Raw genomic sequence first — 18,080 nt, forward strand, 5'->3', positions numbered from 1 at the left:
CACTTGCATCAAATGCCCACACTTATCGACTGTTAATTGTTAAAGAACGGTATTCGGTACTGTTTATTTACTGCTCTCGCGCTATCGACAAAGCGTTGTGTTTGTCAGCCGCGAAGAAGGAAGAGTATGAGGCATTTCGCCAAATCCGTCAACACCTTCTTTACTACTCATCGCCGTTTCCGGTGATCCTCAAGTGCCGCAGTGACTGCGTCTCATTGGGGAGGCGAACTATAGCCAAGTCCAGACCAGGAAGCAAGCTTTATCCAAAGAAATCGGCGCGTGCAGCGTAAAATGGCTGTTTTCCTCGATCCGCACCTGTCATGACCATCCTGCTCTCCACTTTGAACGCCCGCTACACCCACGCCTCGCTGGGATTGCGCTATCTGCTGGCCAACATGGGGCCGCTGCAGGCACAAACACGGCTGCAGGAATTCGTCATCGGCACGAAAACCACGGAACTGGTCGAGCGCATCCTGCTGAACAAGCCGCGCATCATCGGTTTTGGCGTGTATATATGGAACGTCGAGGAAACGACGAAGCTGGTGGCCATGCTCAAGCGCGTGGCGCCCGAGGTCATCATCGTGCTGGGCGGGCCGGAAGTGTCGCATGAGGCGGGCGAGCAGGAGATCGTCAAGCTGGCCGATTACCTGATCACGGGCTGGGGCGACGTCACCTTCCCCAAGCTGTGCGGCGAGATCCTCCACGGCCCGAAACCGCTGATGAAGATCCATGCCGGCGTGCAAGCCCCGCTGGCGGAACTGCAGCTGCCCTACTCCTTGTATACGGACGACGATATCCGCCATCGCACGATTTACGTGGAAGCGTCGCGCGGCTGCCCGTTCAAGTGCGAATTCTGCCTGTCGGCGCTGGACAAGACGGCCTGGCCCTTTGCGCTGGAGAACTTCCTGGCCGAGATGGAATCCCTGCATGCGCGCGGCGCGCGCCTGTTCAAGTTCGTCGACCGCACCTTCAACCTGAACATCAAGACCAGCCTGAAGATCATGCAGTTCTTCCTCGACAAGATCGAAGCCAACCCGGACGATCCCATCTATGCCCACTTCGAGCTGGTGCCCGACCACTTGCCTGACGCATTGAAAGAAGGCATCAGCAAGTTCCCGCCCGGCGCGCTGCAATTCGAGATCGGCATCCAGAGCTTCAATCCGGACGTGCAAGCGCTGGTGAGCCGCAAGCAGGATAATCAAAAGGCGGCCGATAACATCCGCTGGCTGTGCGAGGAATCGAACGCCCACCTGCACGTGGACCTGATCGCCGGCTTGCCGGGCGAGGATGAAGCGAGCTTCGCGGCCGGCTTCAACAAGCTGGTGGCCTTGAAACCGCATGAAATCCAGTTCGGCATCCTGAAACGCCTGCGCGGCACGCCCATCATCCGCCATACGGAAAACTATGGCATGGTGTTCGACCCGCACCCGCCCTACACCATCCTGGCGAATAAACAGCTCGATTTCATGAGCATGCAGCGCCTCGTGCGCTTCGCCCGCTACTGGGACCTGGTGGCAAACTCCGGCCGCTTCGCCAATACGGTGCAATGGATGCTGGGCGATGCGCCATTTGAAAACTTCATGGATTTTTCGAACTGGCTATACGCCCACACGGACGCCACCCACCGCATCGCCATGGAGCGCCTGGCCAAGCTGGTGGCGCAATGGCTGCAGACGCGCGGCATGAGCGCGCTTGAGGCCAACGCCCTCGTGGCCAGCGACTATGCAGGCGGCGCGCAGACGGCTGCGCACGCCAAGCCAAGCGAAGCAAGTACTGGCAACGCCAAGGTGCGCCCGGACGTCGCCCTGCCGCAGCGGCAGGCGCGCCACCTGGCGTCCTGACAGTCCGGCGATTGAACAGCGGTGGCGGTCTGCGCCATTCTCCCTTAAACTGGCACGATGCCGACTGTACAATCGCCGAAACTGACCCTTTCCCATACCAGCTCCCGACAGGGAGCCCTAGTCACTGCCAGTGGCACCTGGCAGGTGCACGCGCTGGCGCATGACAATGCGATCAAGGCCATCGACGCCCAGCTCAAGCCCTTGCAGGGCGACACCCAGGTCCAATGGGACCTGTCGGCCATCGACAGCATGGACCATATCGGCGCCCAGCTGTTCTGGAATGCCTGGGGCAAGCAGCGCCCCGCGCAGCTGACCCTGGCGCCGTCGCTGGAAGAGTTTTTCCGGCGCATCGAAGAAACGGGAACGTTGCAAACGCCGCCCTCGCGCGCCAACCGCCTCACGCCCGTGATGAAACTGGGCATGGCCGTTTTGCTGTTTTTCGAACATTTGAAGGGTTTTGTCGCCCTCGTGGGCCAGGTGACGCAGGATATCGGCCGCTTCGCGCGCCACCCGATGCGCGGGCCATGGCGTGAAATTTCCGCCAATATCTTCCATGCGGGCTTCCAGGCACTGGGCATCACGGCCCTGGTCGGCTTTCTGATCGGCGTCGTGCTGTCCTATCTGTCCGCGCAGCAGCTGCGCGCCTTTGGCGGCGACATCTACCTGGTCAACCTGCTGGGCATGAGCATCATCCGCGAACTGGGGCCGCTGCTGGCCGCCATCCTCGTGGCCGGCCGCTCCGGTTCGTCCATCACGGCCCAGCTGGGCGTCATGCGCGTCACGGAAGAGCTCGACGCCATGCTGGTGATGGGTATTTCGCACGGTTTCCGCCTGATCATGCCGAAAGTGCTGGCCCTGGCCATTTCCATGCCCCTGCTCGTCATCTGGACGGATACGGCCGCGCTGATCGGCGGCATGGTGGCGGCCAAGGTGGAACTGAATCTGTCGGCGCGCTATTTCATCCAGAAGCTGCCCGACGCCGTGCCGCTGGCCAACTACATGATCGGCCTGGGCAAGGGCGCCATCTTCGGCATGCTGATCGCCCTCGTCTCCTGCCACTTCGGCCTGCGCATCAAGGCCAACACGGAAAGCCTGGGACGCGGCACCACCACCGCCGTCGTCACGGCCATCACCGTCGTGATCCTGGCCGACGCCGTGTTCGCCATCGTCTTCAATGGAGTGGGCTACTGATGACGGACGATACCGATATCGCCTGCGAGGTGAACGGGGGCAAGGAAGGCCAGTTCAACCTGCATGGCAGCGCGCCCGTGGTGGAAATCACCAATCTGTGGACCAAGTTCGGCCGCACCGTCGTGCACCAGGACTTGAACCTGGAAATCGAACGGGGCGAAATCCTCTCCATCGTGGGCGGTTCCGGCACGGGCAAGACGGTGCTGCTGCGCCAGATGCTGGGCCTGGAACATCCGGCCCGCGGCTGCGTCAAAGTCTTTGGTGAAGATATCAACCAGGCAAGTTCCGACCAGCTGCAACAGTTGCGCAACCACTGGGGCATGCTGTTCCAGCAAGGCGCGCTGTATTCGGCCCTGACCGTGTTCGACAACGTGGCCCAGCCCATGCGCGAATTGCGCGTGCTGCCCGAAGCGCTGGTGCACGACGCGGTATTATTAAAGATGAATATGGTGGGCCTGGGCCCGGAACATGCGCTCAAAATGCCGTCGGACTTGTCGGGAGGCATGATCAAGCGCGTGGCCCTGGCCCGCGCCCTGGCGCTGGAACCGAAGCTGCTGTTCCTCGACGAGCCGACGGCGGGCCTGGACCCGGACTTGTCGGAAAGCTTTGTCGCCCTGATCCAGTCGCTGCACCGCGAACTGGGCTTGACGGTGGTGATGGTCACGCATGACCTCGACACTTTGTTCGCCCTGTCCACGCGTATCGCCGTGCTGGCGGAAAAACACGTGATCGCCATCGGCCCCACGCGCGAGGTGATCGAAGTCGACCACCCGTTCATCAAGCAATTTTTCCTTGGCGACCGCGGCAAGCGCGCGCTGGCCGTCCTCGATGAAAAACAGGCGGCGGACAAGGCGGCGCAGCCAGGCGGCGACGCCGGCACAGACAAGAAAGCGGAGAAGTAATGGAAAACAGATCACATGCCCTGATGACGGGATTTTTTACACTCACCTTGCTGGTGGCCGCCATCCTGTTCGGCGTCTGGTTCAACCGCGACCGCGTGGAACGGGTGCCCTACCTGCTCGCCACCACCCTGTCCGTGCCGGGCCTGAACCCGCAGGCGACCGTGCGCTACCGGGGCCTGGAGGTGGGCAAGGTCGACGCCATCGACTTCGACACGCAAAAGGCGGGGCAAATCCTCGTGCACATCAGCGTGGCGCCCGACACCCCCGTCACCAACACGACGTTTGCCACCCTCGGCTACCAGGGCGTGACGGGCATCGCCTACATCCAGCTCGACGACGAGCACGTGGGTTCCAAGCTGCTGGGCACCAGCAAGGACAAGCCGTCGCTGATCCCCCTGCGCGCCGGCTTGCTCGACCAGCTGGAAAAGCGCGGCAAGCGCATCCTCGACCAGGCCGAACAGATCACCAACAAAGTCAACAACCTGCTCAGCCCCGACAACCAGGCGGCCATGCTGGGCGCCTTCAATGAAGTGGGCAAGGCGGCCAAGGCCTTCGGCGCCATCCCGCAACAACTGGAGCCGACCCTGACGCAATTGCCGCAACTGACGGAACAGACACGGCAAACCCTGACGGCCGTCAGCACGGCCAGCAAGAACGTGTCGGACCTGACGGCCACGTGGAAAAAACTGGGCAACGACATCCAGGCGCCTGGCGGCGTGCTCGAGAAGGTCAATGGCACGGTCGAGCGGGTCGGCAGCTCGGTGGAAACGGTGGCCAATGGCGTGTCGCTGGAAGTCTTGCCGCAGGTAATCGAAATGAGCGGCGAGGCGCGCTCCTCGATGCGCGCCCTGAAAACCACCATGAGCACGCTCAATGAACAGCCGCAGAGCATCTTGTTCGGCGCCCCAGACATTCCGCCCGGTCCGGGCGAACCCGGTTTTTCGGCGCCGGGCAAATAAGGAGATAGCACGATGAACTTCCCCCGCCTTTCCCCGGCCTGCCTGCTGGCCCTGGCATCCGCGCTGCTGCTGGGCGGCTGCGCCAGCCGCGGCCCCTTGCCCACGTTCTATGATTTCGGCCCGGCCGCGCCGTCGGCAGCCGCGCAACCAGCCCCGCCAACCGTGCCCGTGCTGGTCATCGCCGATGCGAATGGCCCGTCCTGGCTGGACAGCCAGCGCATGTATTACCGCTTGCTGTACGCCGATGCACAGCAATCGCGGCCGTACGCCTACAACCGCTGGAACACGCCGCCGCTGCAACTGTTGAGCCAGCGCCTGAAAACCCGCGTGGCGCAAAGCGGCGTGAAAGTGCTGTCGGCAACGGACGCGGCGGCCGGCATGCCCCTGCTGCGCATCGACGTCGATGATTTTTCGCAAAACTTCGATACCCAGTCGCACAGCAGCGGCCATGTGTCGCTGCGCGCCTCGCTGTTCCGCGGCCACCGCCTGATCGACCAGAAAACCTTCAGCCGCAGCGGCCCGGCCGGCAGCGCCGACGCGCAAGGGGGCGCGCAGGCGCTGGCGGCGGCCTCGGACGCCATCGCCGCCGACCTGCTGACCTGGCTGGGCACGCTGGCCATCCCGAAAGAATGACGGCGCCAGCTCCCCCCCCCAGTCCGGCGGCACCACTGCCGCCCGTCCGCTCCTCGCCCGTGTCGCGCGCGACCCTGCTCGCCTACGTCTTCCTGATCGTCTACGCCAGCTGGTTCCCGTTCACGGGTTGGCACAGCAATGGTTTGTCGCCGCTGACCTTCCTGGAAAACACGCGCATGCCCCGCTACTGGACGGGCTTTGACGTGGGCGTCAACGTCGTCGGCTATATCCCGCTGGGCGCGCTGATCGTGTATTCGCTGTTTCCAAGAATCACGGGATTCTTTGCCGTCGTCGTCGCCAGCCTGTGCGGCATGTTGATTTCCGGCAGCATGGAAGCCGTGCAAACCTATCTGCCCAGCCGCGTATCGTCGAATCTGGACTTTTATACGAATTCGGCAGGCTGCTTCCTCGGCGCCCTCATCGGCGCCCTGACGGCGCGCAAGCTGCTCGACCATAGCCATCTGTACCGCTTGCGCCAGCGCTGGTTTGCCCAGCACGCCAGCCAGGGCCTGGTACTGGTGGCCCTGTGGCCGCTGGCGCAGATCTACCCGCAAGGCTATCTGTTCGGCCTGGGGCAGCTGCTGCCGATCCTGTCGGACTGGCTGTCGCGCCTGGTGGGCATGGAGATCGATCTGGCCACCTACCTGCGTCCCGACGTGATATTAACCGTCGAACAGTATTGGCTTTCGGAAACCATCATCACGGCTTGCGGCATGACGGGCGCCGTGCTTACCTTGCTGTGCCTGCTGCGCCGCGCCGCGCCGCGCACCATCCTGATGCTGACGCTGATCGCCGCCGCCCTGACCGTGCGCTCGATGGCCAGCGCGCTGCTGTTTTCGCCGGAGAACGCCTTCGTCTGGATCACGCCGGGCGCCCAGGGCGGTTTCCTGATCGGCCTGATCATGCTCGGTGGCCTGGCGTTCGCGCCACACGTGGCACAGCGCCGCATCGCGGCCGCCACCTTGCTGCTGAGCCTGGTGATGGTGAATACGACGCCGATCAACCCGTATTTCATGTCGACTCTGCAAGGCTGGGTGCAAGGCAAGTTCCTCAACTTCAATGGCGCTGCGCAATTCCTCGCCTTGCTGTGGCCGTTCATGGCCCTGTGGTTCCTGTGCCTGCCCTCGCATCGCCTGAACCGGCAGGAGGACGTGCAGCGCCAGCGTCGCGAAGACCACCCATAAGCGTTATCATGGCGCATTGATGAATCAGCAGGAGCATAGTATGAGCGACGTACCGTATTTTGAACGCCACGTTTTTTTCTGCATGAATAAACGTGAAGACGGCCGCAACAGTTGTGGCGACCATGGCGCGGAAGCGGCGCAAAAGCATTGCAAGCGCCGCATCAAGGAACTCGACATGAATGGCGCGGGCAAGATCCGCATCAACCAGGCCGGCTGCATGGACCGCTGCGAGGAAGGCCCGCTGCTGGTGATCTACCCGGAAGCGACCTGGTACACCTATGTCGACACCAGCGATATCGATGAAATCATCGATACGCACCTGGTCGGCGGAAAAATTGTCGAACGCCTCAAGATTTAATGCCAATTTAAGAGATAGCCACCAGTATGAGCATCATGAACAGAAACTCGGAAAAATTTACCCTCGCCGGCCATGCAGGCAGCATGGAAGGCTTGCTCGATTTCCCGGCAGACACCCCGCGCGGCATCGCCCTCGTTGCCCATCCGCACCCGCTATACGGCGGCACGATGGATAACAAGGTCACGCAAACCCTGGCGCGCGCGTTTGTCGCCCTCGGTTACGTGGTGGCACGCATCAACTTCCGCGGCGTCGGCGCTTCCGAAGGCGTGCATGACCATGGCGTGGGCGAGACGGACGACATGCAATTGCTGTACGAGCACATGCGCAGCCTGTACCCGGGCTTGCCCGTGGCCCTGTCCGGTTTCTCGTTCGGCACCTTCGTGCAATCGAAACTGCAGGAGCGCCTGGCCGCCGCCGGCACGCCCGTCGAGCGCCTGGCGCTGATCGGCAGCGCGGCCGGCAAATGGGCCATGGCCGATATTCCCGCCGACACCATTTTGATCCACGGCGAACTGGACGACACGATCCCCCTGTCCGCCGTCTTCGACTGGGCCCGTCCACAAGACATTCCCGTGATCGTGATCCCCGGCGCCGACCACTTTTTCCACCGCAAGCTCAATCACATCAAGAACCTCGTGATTGCCCTGTGGCATGGTGACAAACCCGCAATCGCAGCAGATGATCATTGAAGTGTGGGCTTACTAGCGCCTCCACGGCTATAATTGATCCGTTTTTTCCACGCGGCCATGTCAGTAGCAACAGCATGGCCCTCAGCCTTCATCTTTTTCTCGCAGACCAGCCCCATGAAAAAACTTTTAGCGGCACTGGCCTCCAGTGTATTTTTCTTTTCCGCCGCCTACGCCCAGAGCGTTCCAGCCCCGACCATCGCCGCCAAGTCCTGGCTGTTGCTTGACGCCACCAGTGGCCAGATCATTGCGTCGCAAGATCCGGACGCGCGCATCGAGCCGGCTTCGTTGACCAAGATCATGACGGCTTACCTGACGTTTGCCGCCATCCGCGAAAAGAAACTGGCGCTGGACCAAAAAGTGAACGTCTCCGTGCGCGCCTGGAAAGTCGATTCGAGCAGCTCGAAGATGTTCATCGACCCGGCCACCCCCGTGTCGATCGACGACTTGCTGCACGGCCTGATGATTCAATCGGGTAACGACGCCGCCGTGGCGCTGGCTGAAGCCGTTGCTGGCGATGAAGGCACGTTCGTCGTGCTGATGAACCGCGAAGCGCAGCGCATGGGCCTGAAAAACACGCGTTTTGCCAATCCGCATGGCTTGCCTAGCCCGGATAACTATTCCACGGCGCAAGACTTGTCCGTGCTGGCCAAGCGCGTGATCGCCGACTACCCGGAATTCTACAAAATCGATTCCATCAAGAGCTTTACGTACAACAAGATCACCCAGCCTAACCGCAACCGCCTGCTGTGGCTGGACCCAACCGTGGACGGCATGAAGACGGGCCACACGGAAGCGGCCGGCTATTGCATGATCGCCTCGGCCCGCCGCCCAGGCGGCACCGGCGAGCGCCGCCTGATCTCCGTGGTGCTGGGCACCTCGTCGGACCAGGCCCGCACGCAGGAAAGCCAGAAACTGCTGAACTGGGGCTTCCAGAACTTCGATACGGTCAAGCTGTACTCGAAAGGCCAGGCCGTGGCCACGCCGGAAGTGTGGAAAGGCTCGAAAGGCACCGTGAAAATCGGTTTCGCCCGCGATGTGCTCGTCACCGTACCAAAAGGCACGGCGGCCAAGATGAAACCCGTGCTGGAACGCAAGGACCCGCTGGTCGCGCCATTGGCTGAAAACGCTCCTGTCGGCAAACTGAAAATGATGGTTGACGACAAAGTCCTGCTGGAACTGCCGGTCGTGGCGCTGGAGCCGATCAACCAGGCCACGATCTTCGGCCGCGCCTGGGATTCGATGCGCCTGTGGATGAAATAAGCAGTCAGCGTTCCCCTTAAAAAATGCCCGCAGCGCTGCGGGCATTTTTTTCGTCCGCGGACTTTACTTCGCCGGCGCATCCTTCAGGTGCGGCTGGCGCGCCACGGGCGGGAAGGTGCCGTGGCGGCCTGCCGCAAACGTCGCTTCCGTCTGCGATGGCGCCACCGGCACGGACACCTTGCGCACCTTGGCCACCTGCGCCGCCGTCACGGGCGTGCCGCGGTTGCCCCAGCTGGTCTGAATAAAAGTCACCACTTGCGCAGTTTGCTCATCATTGAAGATGTCGGCATACGGCGCCATCGTCAGCGCCGACGGCGCCGTGCGCGTGGCCGGCACGGCGCCGCCCGACAGCACGATGTTGATGGCCGAGGTGGGATCGTTCGTCTGCAGCACGGCATTCCCGGCCAAGGCTGGGAAAGCCTTGTCGTAGCCCTTGCCGTCGGAACGGTGGCAACCGGCGCAACGGTCCAGGTACAACTGCGCGCCTGTCGAGTTGACGATGCCGCTGAACAATTGCTTGCCCAGCTTGTCGTCGGCCACGAACGCGGGCGTGGCCGGGGTCGATGGCGGCAGGGACTTCAGGTATTTCGCCATCGCCGCCAGATCGCCATCCGTCATGTGCTGCATGGAATGGGCCACCACGTCGTTCATGGCGCCGAACGAGGCCGTATGGCTGTTGCGGCCCGTCTTGAGGAATTCGGCGATCTCCGCCGCGCTCCAGCGCGCCAGGCCGCCGCCATGTTCATTGCGCAGCGAAGGCACGGACCAGCCGTCGATCACGCCGCCGCCCGCCAGGAAGGTCGTGTTGCCCTCATCCGTCAGCGATTTTTCCTGCATGCCCACGCCGCGCGCCGTATGGCAGGCGCCGCAATGGCCCAGGCCCTGCACCAGGTAGGCGCCGCGCAGCAATTGCGCATCGCCCGTGGCCGGCACCTTGTACGGCTGCGGCGTGGGGGCGAAGGCCCAGCGCCAGATGGTCAACGGGAAACGCATCGACAAGGGCCATGGAATGTCGGCCGCCTTGTTCGGCGTCGGGTCCGCCTTCACGCCATGCATGAAGTAGGCGTACAGCGCCTGCATGTCCGCCTCGCTCAGGCGCGAGTACGATGGATACGGCATGGCCGGATACACGGTGTAACCATGTTTCGTCACGCCGGTGCGCATCAGCTTGTCGAAATCGGCGAAGCTCCAGTCGCCGATGCCGGCCTTTTTGTCGGGCGTGATGTTGGTGGAATACACCTTGCCGATCGGCGTTTCCATGCCCAGGCCGCCGGCGAACGGCTTGCCCTTGGTGCCGGCCGTATGGCAGGCGATGCAGTCGCCGGCGCGGGCCAGGTATTCGCCCTGGCGTATCAGCTGGGCGTTCGGGACGGTGGTACTGGCCGCGCTGGCGGACCAGGCGGTGCTGGAAGCGAGCGCCAGCAGCAGCGCGCCCATGGTATGGGTGAATGTGTTGTTCATCTTCTTGTTCTTTATCAGGCGACCAGGGGACGGGGATCTTGCAGGTATTGCTCGCGGATGGCCTTGGCCGACCAGTAGGTCAGCGCGCAAGCGAGGCCCGTCGGGTTGTAGCCGATGCCGACCGGGAACACACTGGAACCGACGGCAAACACGTTGTGCACGTCCCAGCTCTGCAGGTAGCGGTTGACGACGCTGGTCTTGCGGTCCGCGCCCATGGCCGTGCCGCCCGCCCAGTGGGTGGTCTGGTAATTGCGCAAGTCGAGGTGGTCGCCCACGTTCTTGACGGACACCTTGATCGATTCCGGGTTCATCGCCTCGGCCACCTTCATCATCTTGTCGGTGACGAAACGGCTCATCTTGATGTCGTTTTCCTTCCAGTCGAAGGTAAAGCGCAGCAATTGCTGGCCGTACTTGTCCGTGTAGGTGGGATCGAGGTCGACATAGCAGTCGCGGTACGTCATGTTGGCGCCGTGGCAATCGAACGACACCGTGTTCAGATAGCTCTTCTTGACGGCCTTTTTCCAGGCCGCACCCCAGGCGGGCGTGCCGTCCGGCGTGGCGATGCCGGAAATGGGCTTCGAGCCAGCCGGGTTGCACCAGGCGGGCGAGCCGCCCACGAAACCCAGCGGGCCATGGTCGAAGTTGTCGCCATTCCAGTCATCGAGCGCGACGCCGGTGCCGCCGGCGCCGATGAACGGATTCGTGTTCATATCTTCCTTGAAGAAGGTCTGGATGGTGGACATCATCTGGTAGGCGATGTTGCGCCCCACCACGCCCTCGTTGCTGACGGGATCGTACGGTTTGCCGATGCCCGACAGCAGGAACAGGTGCGCATTGTTGTAGGCGAACGCGCTCGCGATGACCAGGTCGGCCGGCTGCTCGACGGCCTTGCCGTCCGCATTGATATAGGTCACGCCCGTCGCGCGCTTCTTGCTGCCATCGAGGTTGATGCGCACGACGTTGCAGTTGGCGCGCAATTCAAAGTTGGCCACCATGCGCAGGGCCGGCATGATGTTGACGTTGGGCGAGGCCTTGGAATAGTTGTAGCAGGCGTAGCCGGAACAGAAACCGCAGAAGTTGCACGGGCCCATCTGGCAGCCGTACGGGTTCGTGTACGGGCCGGACGCGTTGGACGAGGCGTTGACGAAGGGGTGGTAGCCGACGGCCTTGGCCGCGCGGCGGAACAGCTCGGCCGTGTACGGCACTTTTTGCGGCGCCAGCGCGTAATTGTCGGAGCGGTCGCCCTCGAACACATTGCCGTCGCCGACGACGATGCCGTTGACCTTGTACGCCTGGCCCGAGGTGCCGAAGACTTTCTCGACGAAATCGAAGTGCGGCTCCAGTTCGGCGTAGGTCACGCCAAAGTCCTGGATCGTCATGCCTTCGGGGATGAATTTCTTGCCGTAGCGGCGTTCGTAGTGGCTGCGGATCTGCAGTTCTTCCGGCAAGACGCGCCAGTGCATGCCCGACCAGTGCAAGCCCGCACCGCCCACGCCCGTGCCCGGCTTGAAGGCGCCGATCTGGCGGTAGGGCACGGCCACGCCCGTGATGCTGTGGCGGAAGGTGAACGTGCTCTTCGACATGTCCTGGAACAGCTTGCTGCGCTGGATATAGGTCAGCTCGTCAAGGGTCTTCGGATAGGCGCCGTCGGGATAGGTGTCGCGGTACTCGCCGCGTTCCAGCGCGACCACGTTCAGGCCCGCTTCCGTCAATTCCTTGGCCATGATGGCGCCGGTCCAGCCGAAGCCAACAATCACGGCATCGACAGGCTTCATTTTTACATCGGGTTTGATATCACTCATGATGGTTTTTCTTTTTCTTTGATCTGCTACAAAAAGTCTTACGCGATGGACACGGGAGGCAAGGGGTATTTCTTGCCATACTGCTCCACCCAATCCATGTAATCGGCGCGCGCGCCAGGGAATCCCACCATCTTCCAGGCCAGCATGTCCTTGTTGCCACCGTGTACGGGATCGCAAAAATAGCCTTCGCGCGTGTTTTGCAGCAGCTGGTTGAAGAAGACTTTCGACGGCACCGCGCCGATGTCCAACGTTCCCTTTTGCAATTGCGTGATGACGGCGTCGCGCTCGGCCCCGTTCAGCTGCACGAAAGGCTTGCCGGACTGCCTGTTGACGGCCGCGTTCAAGCCAGCCAGGGCGCTCTTGTACAGCTCGCGCGGCGCCATGTGGAACTGGTAGCCGAACTGTTCGATCGACGGCACGAACGGCCCCTGCATGTACCACAGCGCGCCATACGCGTAGGGCGTGTTCATCTGCAAGTCGATGAATTCATGCGCCCCCGCTTCCAGCGCTCCCGGCCCTTCGCCGTCGGCCGGGATCAGGCGGTCGACCAGCGCGCTCAAGGTGGCCCATTCGGTGGCGTCGAAGAAGCGCGGTTTATAGGCAGGCTGGTCCTTGGAGACGGCCATGGCCAGGCCGCCGCCGGCCAGCAGGGCCACGGCAGGCGCGGCGCCGACGGCCTTGCGCAAGAAATTACGCCGCTGGGGCGAAATCCCGATGATTTTCATAGGTTTTCCTCAGGCGGCAAGAGCCGCCACAGTGATGGATGTGGAAGTCAGAAAGAAAATGCGGGCATGCGCCGCTGAGATTGCAGATTTCACGTGGAGATGACTGGGGTATCGCGGCGCATCCGCCTGTCGGTTAATTGACCAAGATGATTGACAAGCAGTTGCTTTGCATTTACGGTGCGCATCGTACCATAATTAAAAGAAACATTCAGAGACGGGTGAGACGTGATCAAAAAAGAGGCAGCGGTGCGTGGCCGCCCGCGCAAGGCGGGCGTGGAAGATGCGGTACTGGAAGCGATTGTCATGCTGGTGCGCCAGCATGGGCTCGAAGCGGTGACGATACAGATGGTGGCCGACGCGGCCGGCGTGGGGCGCCAGACGATCTACCGGCGCTGGCCGCGCCGCGAAGACATGCTGCTCGACGCGCTCGTCAAGCGCACGGCGGAAAAGCTGCAGCGCGCGCTCGACATGCCGGACGGCCAGGAGATCGAGGCGATCTGCGCGCGCATCTTCGACAACCTGAACGCCGATGGCCGCTTCACCTGCGATTTATTGGTGCTGATCCACAATGATGCGGCCGCGCAGCTGCGCTTTCGCGAACAGATCGTCGCGCCATGGATCACCCTGGTGGTGCAGCGTCTGGTCAACATCGGCGTGCGCGCCGAGCTCGACCTGCGCCTGTTCGCCTTCATGCTGCAATCGGCGCTGGTGTACCAGATGCAACTGGGCGGCCAGCTCGACGACGCCCTGCAGGAGCGCTGCTGCCGCTTTATCCGCAGCATGCTCTAGCACTGGATATAATCGTGGCGTCACCTTTTTCGCCACCACCAGAAAGCCAGCCCATGAGCCATGTATTTCCCGCCACCCTGCAAGCGCCGCGCAGCCGTTTGAGCAGCAACGGTCCCGAACTGTCGCGCATCGTCGCCGGCATGTGGCGCATCGGCGAGTGGAATATGTCGGCGCAACAGCGCCTGGCCTTCATCGAGCAATGCCTGGCGCTGGGCGTATCGAGCTTCGACCATGCCGATATCTATGGCGATTACAGCGCCGAAGGCCTGTTTGGCGAAGCGCTGGCCTTGCAGCCGGGCTTGCGCGACAAGATGGAGCTGGTCAGCAAGTGCGGCATCAAGCTGCTGTCGCCGCACCGTCCCGGCCATGCCATCCAGCATTACGACACGAGCGCGGCGCACATCACCGGTTCCGTGGAACAGACCTTGCGCCAGCTGCAGACCGACCACCTGGACTTGCTGCTGATCCACCGTCCCGACCCGCTGATGGATTTCGACGAGATCGCCGGCGCCTTCACGCAATTGAAAGCGGCGGGCAAGGTGCTGCACTTTGGCGTATCGAATTTCAGCCGCCACCAGTTCGAGTGCCTGCACCGGCGTTTCCCGCTGGTGACGAACCAGGTGGAATTCTCGCCGCTGCACGTGGCGCCCCTGTTCGACGAAACCTTCGACGGCTTGCAGGACGTGGGGGTGGCGCCGATGATCTGGTCGCCGCTGGCGGGCGGCCGGCTGTTCCAGGGCGGCGATGCGAATGTGGAGAACTTGCGCAATGTCATCAAGCAGATCGCGGATGAACTGCAGCGTCCATTTGCCAGCGTGGTATTCGCCTGGATCATGCAATTGCCTTGCCGTCCCCTGCCGCTGACGGGCACGGGCCGCATCGAAGCCGTCGGCGTGGCCGTGGAAGGCACGCAATTTGCGCTCAGCCGCAGCGACTGGTTCGCCATCCTGCGCGCTGCGCGCGGGCACGAGGTGGCTTAGTCGATCTCGTCAGGGTCGTTGAATACCTGCGGCAGCGCAATACCCCGCCAGCCCAGGTACCACGCCAGGTTCAGCAGCAGGGTGGCGCCGATGTAGACGGCGAAGAAGAGCGCGAAGAAACTGGTCTTCAGCCACACCAGCAGGGCGATGGCCACGATGAGCACCAGCAGCGCGGCCAGGCTTTTCTTTTGCTTGGAGCTGGGGAAACGCAAGGTCGACACCATCAGGCTGCCCACGCCCACCAGCAGCAGCATCAGCAGATAGCTATGCAGCGTAGAATCGATGGGCGCCGGCCAGGCCACCACCACGGCCGCCACGCAGGCGGCCCCGGCCGTGATCGGCATGCCGACGAAATACAGGGGGTCGGTGCGCCCCACGTTCACATTGAAGCGCGCCAGGCGCATGGCGCCGCAGGCCACAAAGAAGAAGCTGGCCATGCCGCCAAAACGCAGCAGCAGCGGATCGTGCACGCCCATCTGCACAAAGCCGTAGCAGTACAACAGGACGGCCGGGGCGCAGCCGAAATTCATCACGTCGGCAATCGAATCGAGCTGCACGCCGAACTGGGAACTGGTATTCGTCAGGCGCGCGACATAACCGTCGAGCGCGTCAAACACGCCGGCGAGCACCAGCAGCGCCGCCGCCAGGCGGTAGGCATCCGCATCGCCGGCAGTCGCGTTATCGACGGAAATGACGATGCTGGCAAAACCGCAGGCTATCGACAGCAAAGTCACCATGCTGGGCAAGGCGTATTTGGCGCGCTGCAGGCGCGACTTGGGTAATGTGTTCAAATTTGTGGGCAATCAAAGTAGCGGGAATGAGGCGAAGCGGCGGCAAACGCCGCAGCATGCCCATTCTACCCTGCGCAGCCGCGGCACCGTCCGTGCACGAGCGCGCGACATATCTTTTCATGGATGCTCTACAGCGTACGAAAATACCTTAGAATCGTTTTACAGGGCAGTACGCTGCTCCCCACCACTGTCCGCCTACCTATACAGGAGTCAACTTGATTGTCTCGTCACTGCGTTGGAAATACTGGATAACCGCCCTGCTGAGCGCAGCCCTGCTGAGCGCCTGTGGCGGCGGCGATAGCGGCGACAAGACGTCGCTGAACACCTCGACCCAGGCCGGGCAGCTGACACAGGAACCGGGCGCACCCGTCCTCAGCAACAATATCGCCACCGATGGTTTCAACTGGATCAATTACCGGCGCAGTCAGGTCGGGTTGACGCCGCTGGTACGCAATAGTCTGATCGACAACGCGGCACTCGGCCACTCCAACTATCTGAACAGCAATAATGTGGTGGTGCACAATCAAATCAAGGGCAAACCCGGCTTTACCGGCGCAACACTCTACGACCGCCTGAGCGCGTCAGGCTATGGCGTCACTTCCGTCTGGGGCGAGGTCATCGCGGGCGTGGCGACCAACTCCGGCTTCTACATGGCGGAAAACCTGATCACGGCCGTGTATCACCGCTTCCTCATCTTTGAACCGATCTTCAAGGAAGGCGGCGCCGGTGCGGCCGTCAACAACAGCGGCTACGCCTATTTCACCACCGACCTGGCGGGCAATAGCCGCTATGGCCCCGGCTTGCCAGCCGGACAGATCGTCAGCTACCCGTTCAGCGGACAGACCAAGGTCGCCACCAGTTTTTCCAGCAATGAAGAGGAACCCGATCCCGTGCCCAACCAGGACGTGGTCGGCTACCCCATCAGCGTCCATGCGAATTTCGACGCCACCCTCAGCGTGACGGCATTCACCGTGCGCCAGCATGGCGCCGGCGCCGACCTGACGGTACGCCTGCTCAGCAAGGAAACCGATCCCATCAATACATCGCGTTCAGTGGCCGCCATCATCCCGCTGGCCCCCCTGCTGGCGGCCACCACCTATGACGTGAGTTTCATCGGCAAAGTCAATGGCGCGGACGTCGCGCGCAGCTGGTCCTTCACGACACGCTAGGCGGCAGGCGGGCGCCAAGCGGGCGCGGCGCCGAGGACGACTGGATGTAAAATAGCGCTTTCTGCTTTACTGCCATTGACAAGTTTTGGGGCGCTCCGCACAGCATGCTGAAACCACACGCCACTTGCGATGATGACGCCGCCCTCGCGGCATCCGACATGGTCCGTATTCTCGACGTCGAGAACGGACTGGGGCGCATCATGGGCGACCGCATCCTGTACCTGAAAATCCTGCGCCGCTTCCTGCACGACCACGGCACCACGCCGTGCCAGATCCGCGCCGAATTCGACTCGGGCAACTATGCCTCCGCGCGCCTGAAGGCGCATACCCTGAAAGGCGCCGCCGGCATGATCGGTGCGCACCATGTACATGGCCTGTCAGCGACCTTGGAGTCGGCGCTGCGCGCGCAGGCAACCGACCTGGCCCAGCAGATGCTGCAGCTGGAACTGGCGCAGGATCAATTGCTGGGCGCGGTCAGCAGCATGCTCGGCACGCCGGAGGCAACCCACACGGCGGCGCAGGACGTGGCGCCCGACCCTGCCGCGCCCGCCATCCAGCTACTGCTGGCGCGCCTGGCCAGCCACCTGCGCGAAGGCGACGGCGCGGCCATCGACATTCTGGAAAACTCGGCCAGCCTGCTGGCGGCCAGCCTCGGCGTGCATGTCTACCAGGAAGTGGCGGCGGCTGCGCATGAGTTCGACTACGACGGCGCGCTGGCGGCGCTGCTGCGGCGCCGCTAGCGCTCAGCTGTTGTACTGCGCCTCTTCCGCATACGCCACGCCACAACTCTTGCAACAGAAACGGCGCACGGCGTCGAGCGGCTTGTCGCAATACCAGCACGCGCCTTTCGGCGGCAAGGAGGCGATCAATTCCGGCATGGCGGGCAGTGGGCGCGCCACTACCTCATCCTCGCGTTCCACGACGTCCGGCTGTTTGCTGTCCATGGCGCTTCCTTTCCTAGCGGCACTTCAGGGCCGCTCAGCAAGATTACGTCAGCGCAGTTTGGACTCCATGACATTTCTCAACGGGGCAGAGGCTAGCCTGACTTTCGGTAGCTGCGCACCGCGTCATTGGCCTGTTCGGCAATGATTTTCAGCAGCCGCGGCTGCTTGGCGTACCTGGCGGACAGCCGCTTCCACTGCCGCTGCGCCTGGCCACAAAAAGCGGCCACGGCTTGCGTGATCTCGCGCTGGCGCGCCTTGTCGTTATCATCCCACTCGCCGGCAAAATGCTCGCACATTTGCGCATGATCAATGAACTGCACCACGTCGCGCGGCAGCTTTTCCTCAGCCTGAGCCAGCAAGGGCAGGCAGCACAGTACGGCAGCGATCCACATTTTCATCGTT

General features: G+C 62.5%; 20 protein-coding genes. 14 read left to right on the forward strand and 6 right to left on the reverse strand.

Annotated features, from left to right (window positions below; all coding sequences use genetic code 11):
• The 10 genes from J0O65_RS05435 to J0O65_RS05480 form a co-directional block, all read left to right on the forward strand.
• A partial coding sequence (locus J0O65_RS05435; RefSeq protein ID WP_215404900.1) for a hypothetical protein occupies positions 1-290 on the forward strand: 290 nt, incomplete at its 5' end.
• A 30-nt stretch (positions 291-320) separates the two neighbouring features.
• Positions 321-1,841: a B12-binding domain-containing radical SAM protein gene (locus J0O65_RS05440; protein ID WP_215404902.1), complete on the forward strand. Its 1,521-nt coding sequence runs from the start codon at positions 321-323 to the stop codon at positions 1,839-1,841.
• Between the two features lie 57 nt (positions 1,842-1,898).
• The gene (locus tag J0O65_RS05445) at positions 1,899-3,032 is read left to right on the forward strand and encodes an MlaE family ABC transporter permease (RefSeq protein WP_215404904.1); all 1,134 of its coding nucleotides are present in this window, start codon (positions 1,899-1,901) and stop codon (positions 3,030-3,032) included.
• Entirely contained in the window at positions 3,032-3,934 is a 903-nt protein-coding gene (locus J0O65_RS05450) for an ABC transporter ATP-binding protein (protein WP_215404907.1), read from the forward strand. Before J0O65_RS05445 ends, J0O65_RS05450 begins: the two co-directional genes overlap by 1 nt.
• Positions 3,934-4,893 (forward strand): MlaD family protein, encoded by a 960-nt coding sequence (locus tag J0O65_RS05455; RefSeq protein ID WP_215404909.1) that lies wholly within the window; start codon positions 3,934-3,936, stop codon positions 4,891-4,893. Before J0O65_RS05450 ends, J0O65_RS05455 begins: the two co-directional genes overlap by 1 nt.
• 12 nt (positions 4,894-4,905) lie before the next feature.
• The gene (locus J0O65_RS05460; protein ID WP_215404911.1) at positions 4,906-5,526 is read left to right on the forward strand and encodes an ABC-type transport auxiliary lipoprotein family protein; all 621 of its coding nucleotides are present in this window, start codon (positions 4,906-4,908) and stop codon (positions 5,524-5,526) included.
• Entirely contained in the window at positions 5,523-6,710 is a 1,188-nt protein-coding gene (locus J0O65_RS05465) for a VanZ family protein (RefSeq protein ID WP_215404913.1), read from the forward strand. The genes J0O65_RS05460 and J0O65_RS05465 overlap by 4 nt, the downstream gene beginning before the upstream one ends.
• A gap of 40 nt (positions 6,711-6,750) precedes the next feature.
• Positions 6,751-7,068 (forward strand): (2Fe-2S) ferredoxin domain-containing protein, encoded by a 318-nt coding sequence (locus J0O65_RS05470; RefSeq protein WP_215404915.1) that lies wholly within the window; start codon positions 6,751-6,753, stop codon positions 7,066-7,068.
• 35 nt (positions 7,069-7,103) lie between these two features.
• Entirely contained in the window at positions 7,104-7,757 is a 654-nt protein-coding gene (locus tag J0O65_RS05475; RefSeq protein WP_102293819.1) for an alpha/beta hydrolase, read from the forward strand.
• 114 nt (positions 7,758-7,871) lie between these two features.
• Positions 7,872-9,017, forward strand: a complete 1,146-nt coding sequence (locus J0O65_RS05480) for a D-alanyl-D-alanine carboxypeptidase family protein (protein WP_152252885.1) — start codon at positions 7,872-7,874, stop codon at positions 9,015-9,017.
• 63 nt (positions 9,018-9,080) lie between these two features.
• Here the strand turns inward: J0O65_RS05480 and J0O65_RS05485 are convergent, their stop codons facing one another.
• Genes J0O65_RS05485 through J0O65_RS05495 form a run of 3 tightly spaced genes read right to left on the reverse strand, consistent with a single transcriptional unit; the run spans position 9,081 to position 13,005 of the window.
• Positions 9,081-10,478, reverse strand: coding sequence for a cytochrome c (locus J0O65_RS05485; protein ID WP_215404917.1), 1,398 nt, complete (start codon positions 10,476-10,478; stop codon positions 9,081-9,083).
• A 14-nt stretch (positions 10,479-10,492) separates the two neighbouring features.
• Positions 10,493-12,280, reverse strand: a complete 1,788-nt coding sequence (locus J0O65_RS05490) for a GMC family oxidoreductase (RefSeq protein WP_251373507.1) — start codon at positions 12,278-12,280, stop codon at positions 10,493-10,495.
• 38 nt (positions 12,281-12,318) lie between these two features.
• Positions 12,319-13,005 (reverse strand): gluconate 2-dehydrogenase subunit 3 family protein, encoded by a 687-nt coding sequence (locus J0O65_RS05495; RefSeq protein WP_215404919.1) that lies wholly within the window; start codon positions 13,003-13,005, stop codon positions 12,319-12,321.
• A 225-nt stretch (positions 13,006-13,230) separates the two neighbouring features.
• Between J0O65_RS05495 and J0O65_RS05500 the strand changes: the two genes are divergently transcribed.
• Positions 13,231-13,794: a TetR/AcrR family transcriptional regulator gene (locus J0O65_RS05500; RefSeq protein WP_215404921.1), complete on the forward strand. Its 564-nt coding sequence runs from the start codon at positions 13,231-13,233 to the stop codon at positions 13,792-13,794.
• 53 nt (positions 13,795-13,847) lie between these two features.
• A complete protein-coding gene (locus tag J0O65_RS05505; protein WP_215404923.1) occupies positions 13,848-14,774 on the forward strand; it encodes an aldo/keto reductase in 927 nt (308 codons plus the stop codon).
• On the opposite strand, the gene pssA is transcribed toward J0O65_RS05505, so the two are convergent.
• A complete protein-coding gene (pssA, locus tag J0O65_RS05510) occupies positions 14,771-15,511 on the reverse strand; it encodes a CDP-diacylglycerol--serine O-phosphatidyltransferase (RefSeq protein ID WP_251373528.1) in 741 nt (246 codons plus the stop codon). The two genes, J0O65_RS05505 and pssA, sit on opposite strands and share 4 nt — an antisense overlap.
• A gap of 269 nt (positions 15,512-15,780) precedes the next feature.
• On the opposite strand from pssA, the gene J0O65_RS05515 reads away from it, so the two are divergent.
• Positions 15,781-16,734, forward strand: a complete 954-nt coding sequence (locus J0O65_RS05515; protein ID WP_251373509.1) for a CAP domain-containing protein — start codon at positions 15,781-15,783, stop codon at positions 16,732-16,734.
• A 104-nt stretch (positions 16,735-16,838) separates the two neighbouring features.
• The gene (locus J0O65_RS05520) at positions 16,839-17,474 is read left to right on the forward strand and encodes an Hpt domain-containing protein (protein WP_215404925.1); all 636 of its coding nucleotides are present in this window, start codon (positions 16,839-16,841) and stop codon (positions 17,472-17,474) included.
• Between the two features lie 3 nt (positions 17,475-17,477).
• On the opposite strand, the gene J0O65_RS05525 is transcribed toward J0O65_RS05520, so the two are convergent.
• Together J0O65_RS05525 and J0O65_RS05530 are read right to left on the reverse strand one after the other, a co-directional pair.
• Positions 17,478-17,678 (reverse strand): hypothetical protein, encoded by a 201-nt coding sequence (locus tag J0O65_RS05525; RefSeq protein WP_152252880.1) that lies wholly within the window; start codon positions 17,676-17,678, stop codon positions 17,478-17,480.
• A gap of 92 nt (positions 17,679-17,770) precedes the next feature.
• The gene (locus tag J0O65_RS05530) at positions 17,771-18,076 is read right to left on the reverse strand and encodes a hypothetical protein (protein WP_215404927.1); all 306 of its coding nucleotides are present in this window, start codon (positions 18,074-18,076) and stop codon (positions 17,771-17,773) included.
• Between the last annotated feature and the right edge of the window lie 4 nt (positions 18,077-18,080).

It is taken from the genome of Janthinobacterium sp. JC611, assembly GCF_018682595.1.
GTDB lineage: Bacteria > Pseudomonadota > Gammaproteobacteria > Burkholderiales > Burkholderiaceae_D > Janthinobacterium.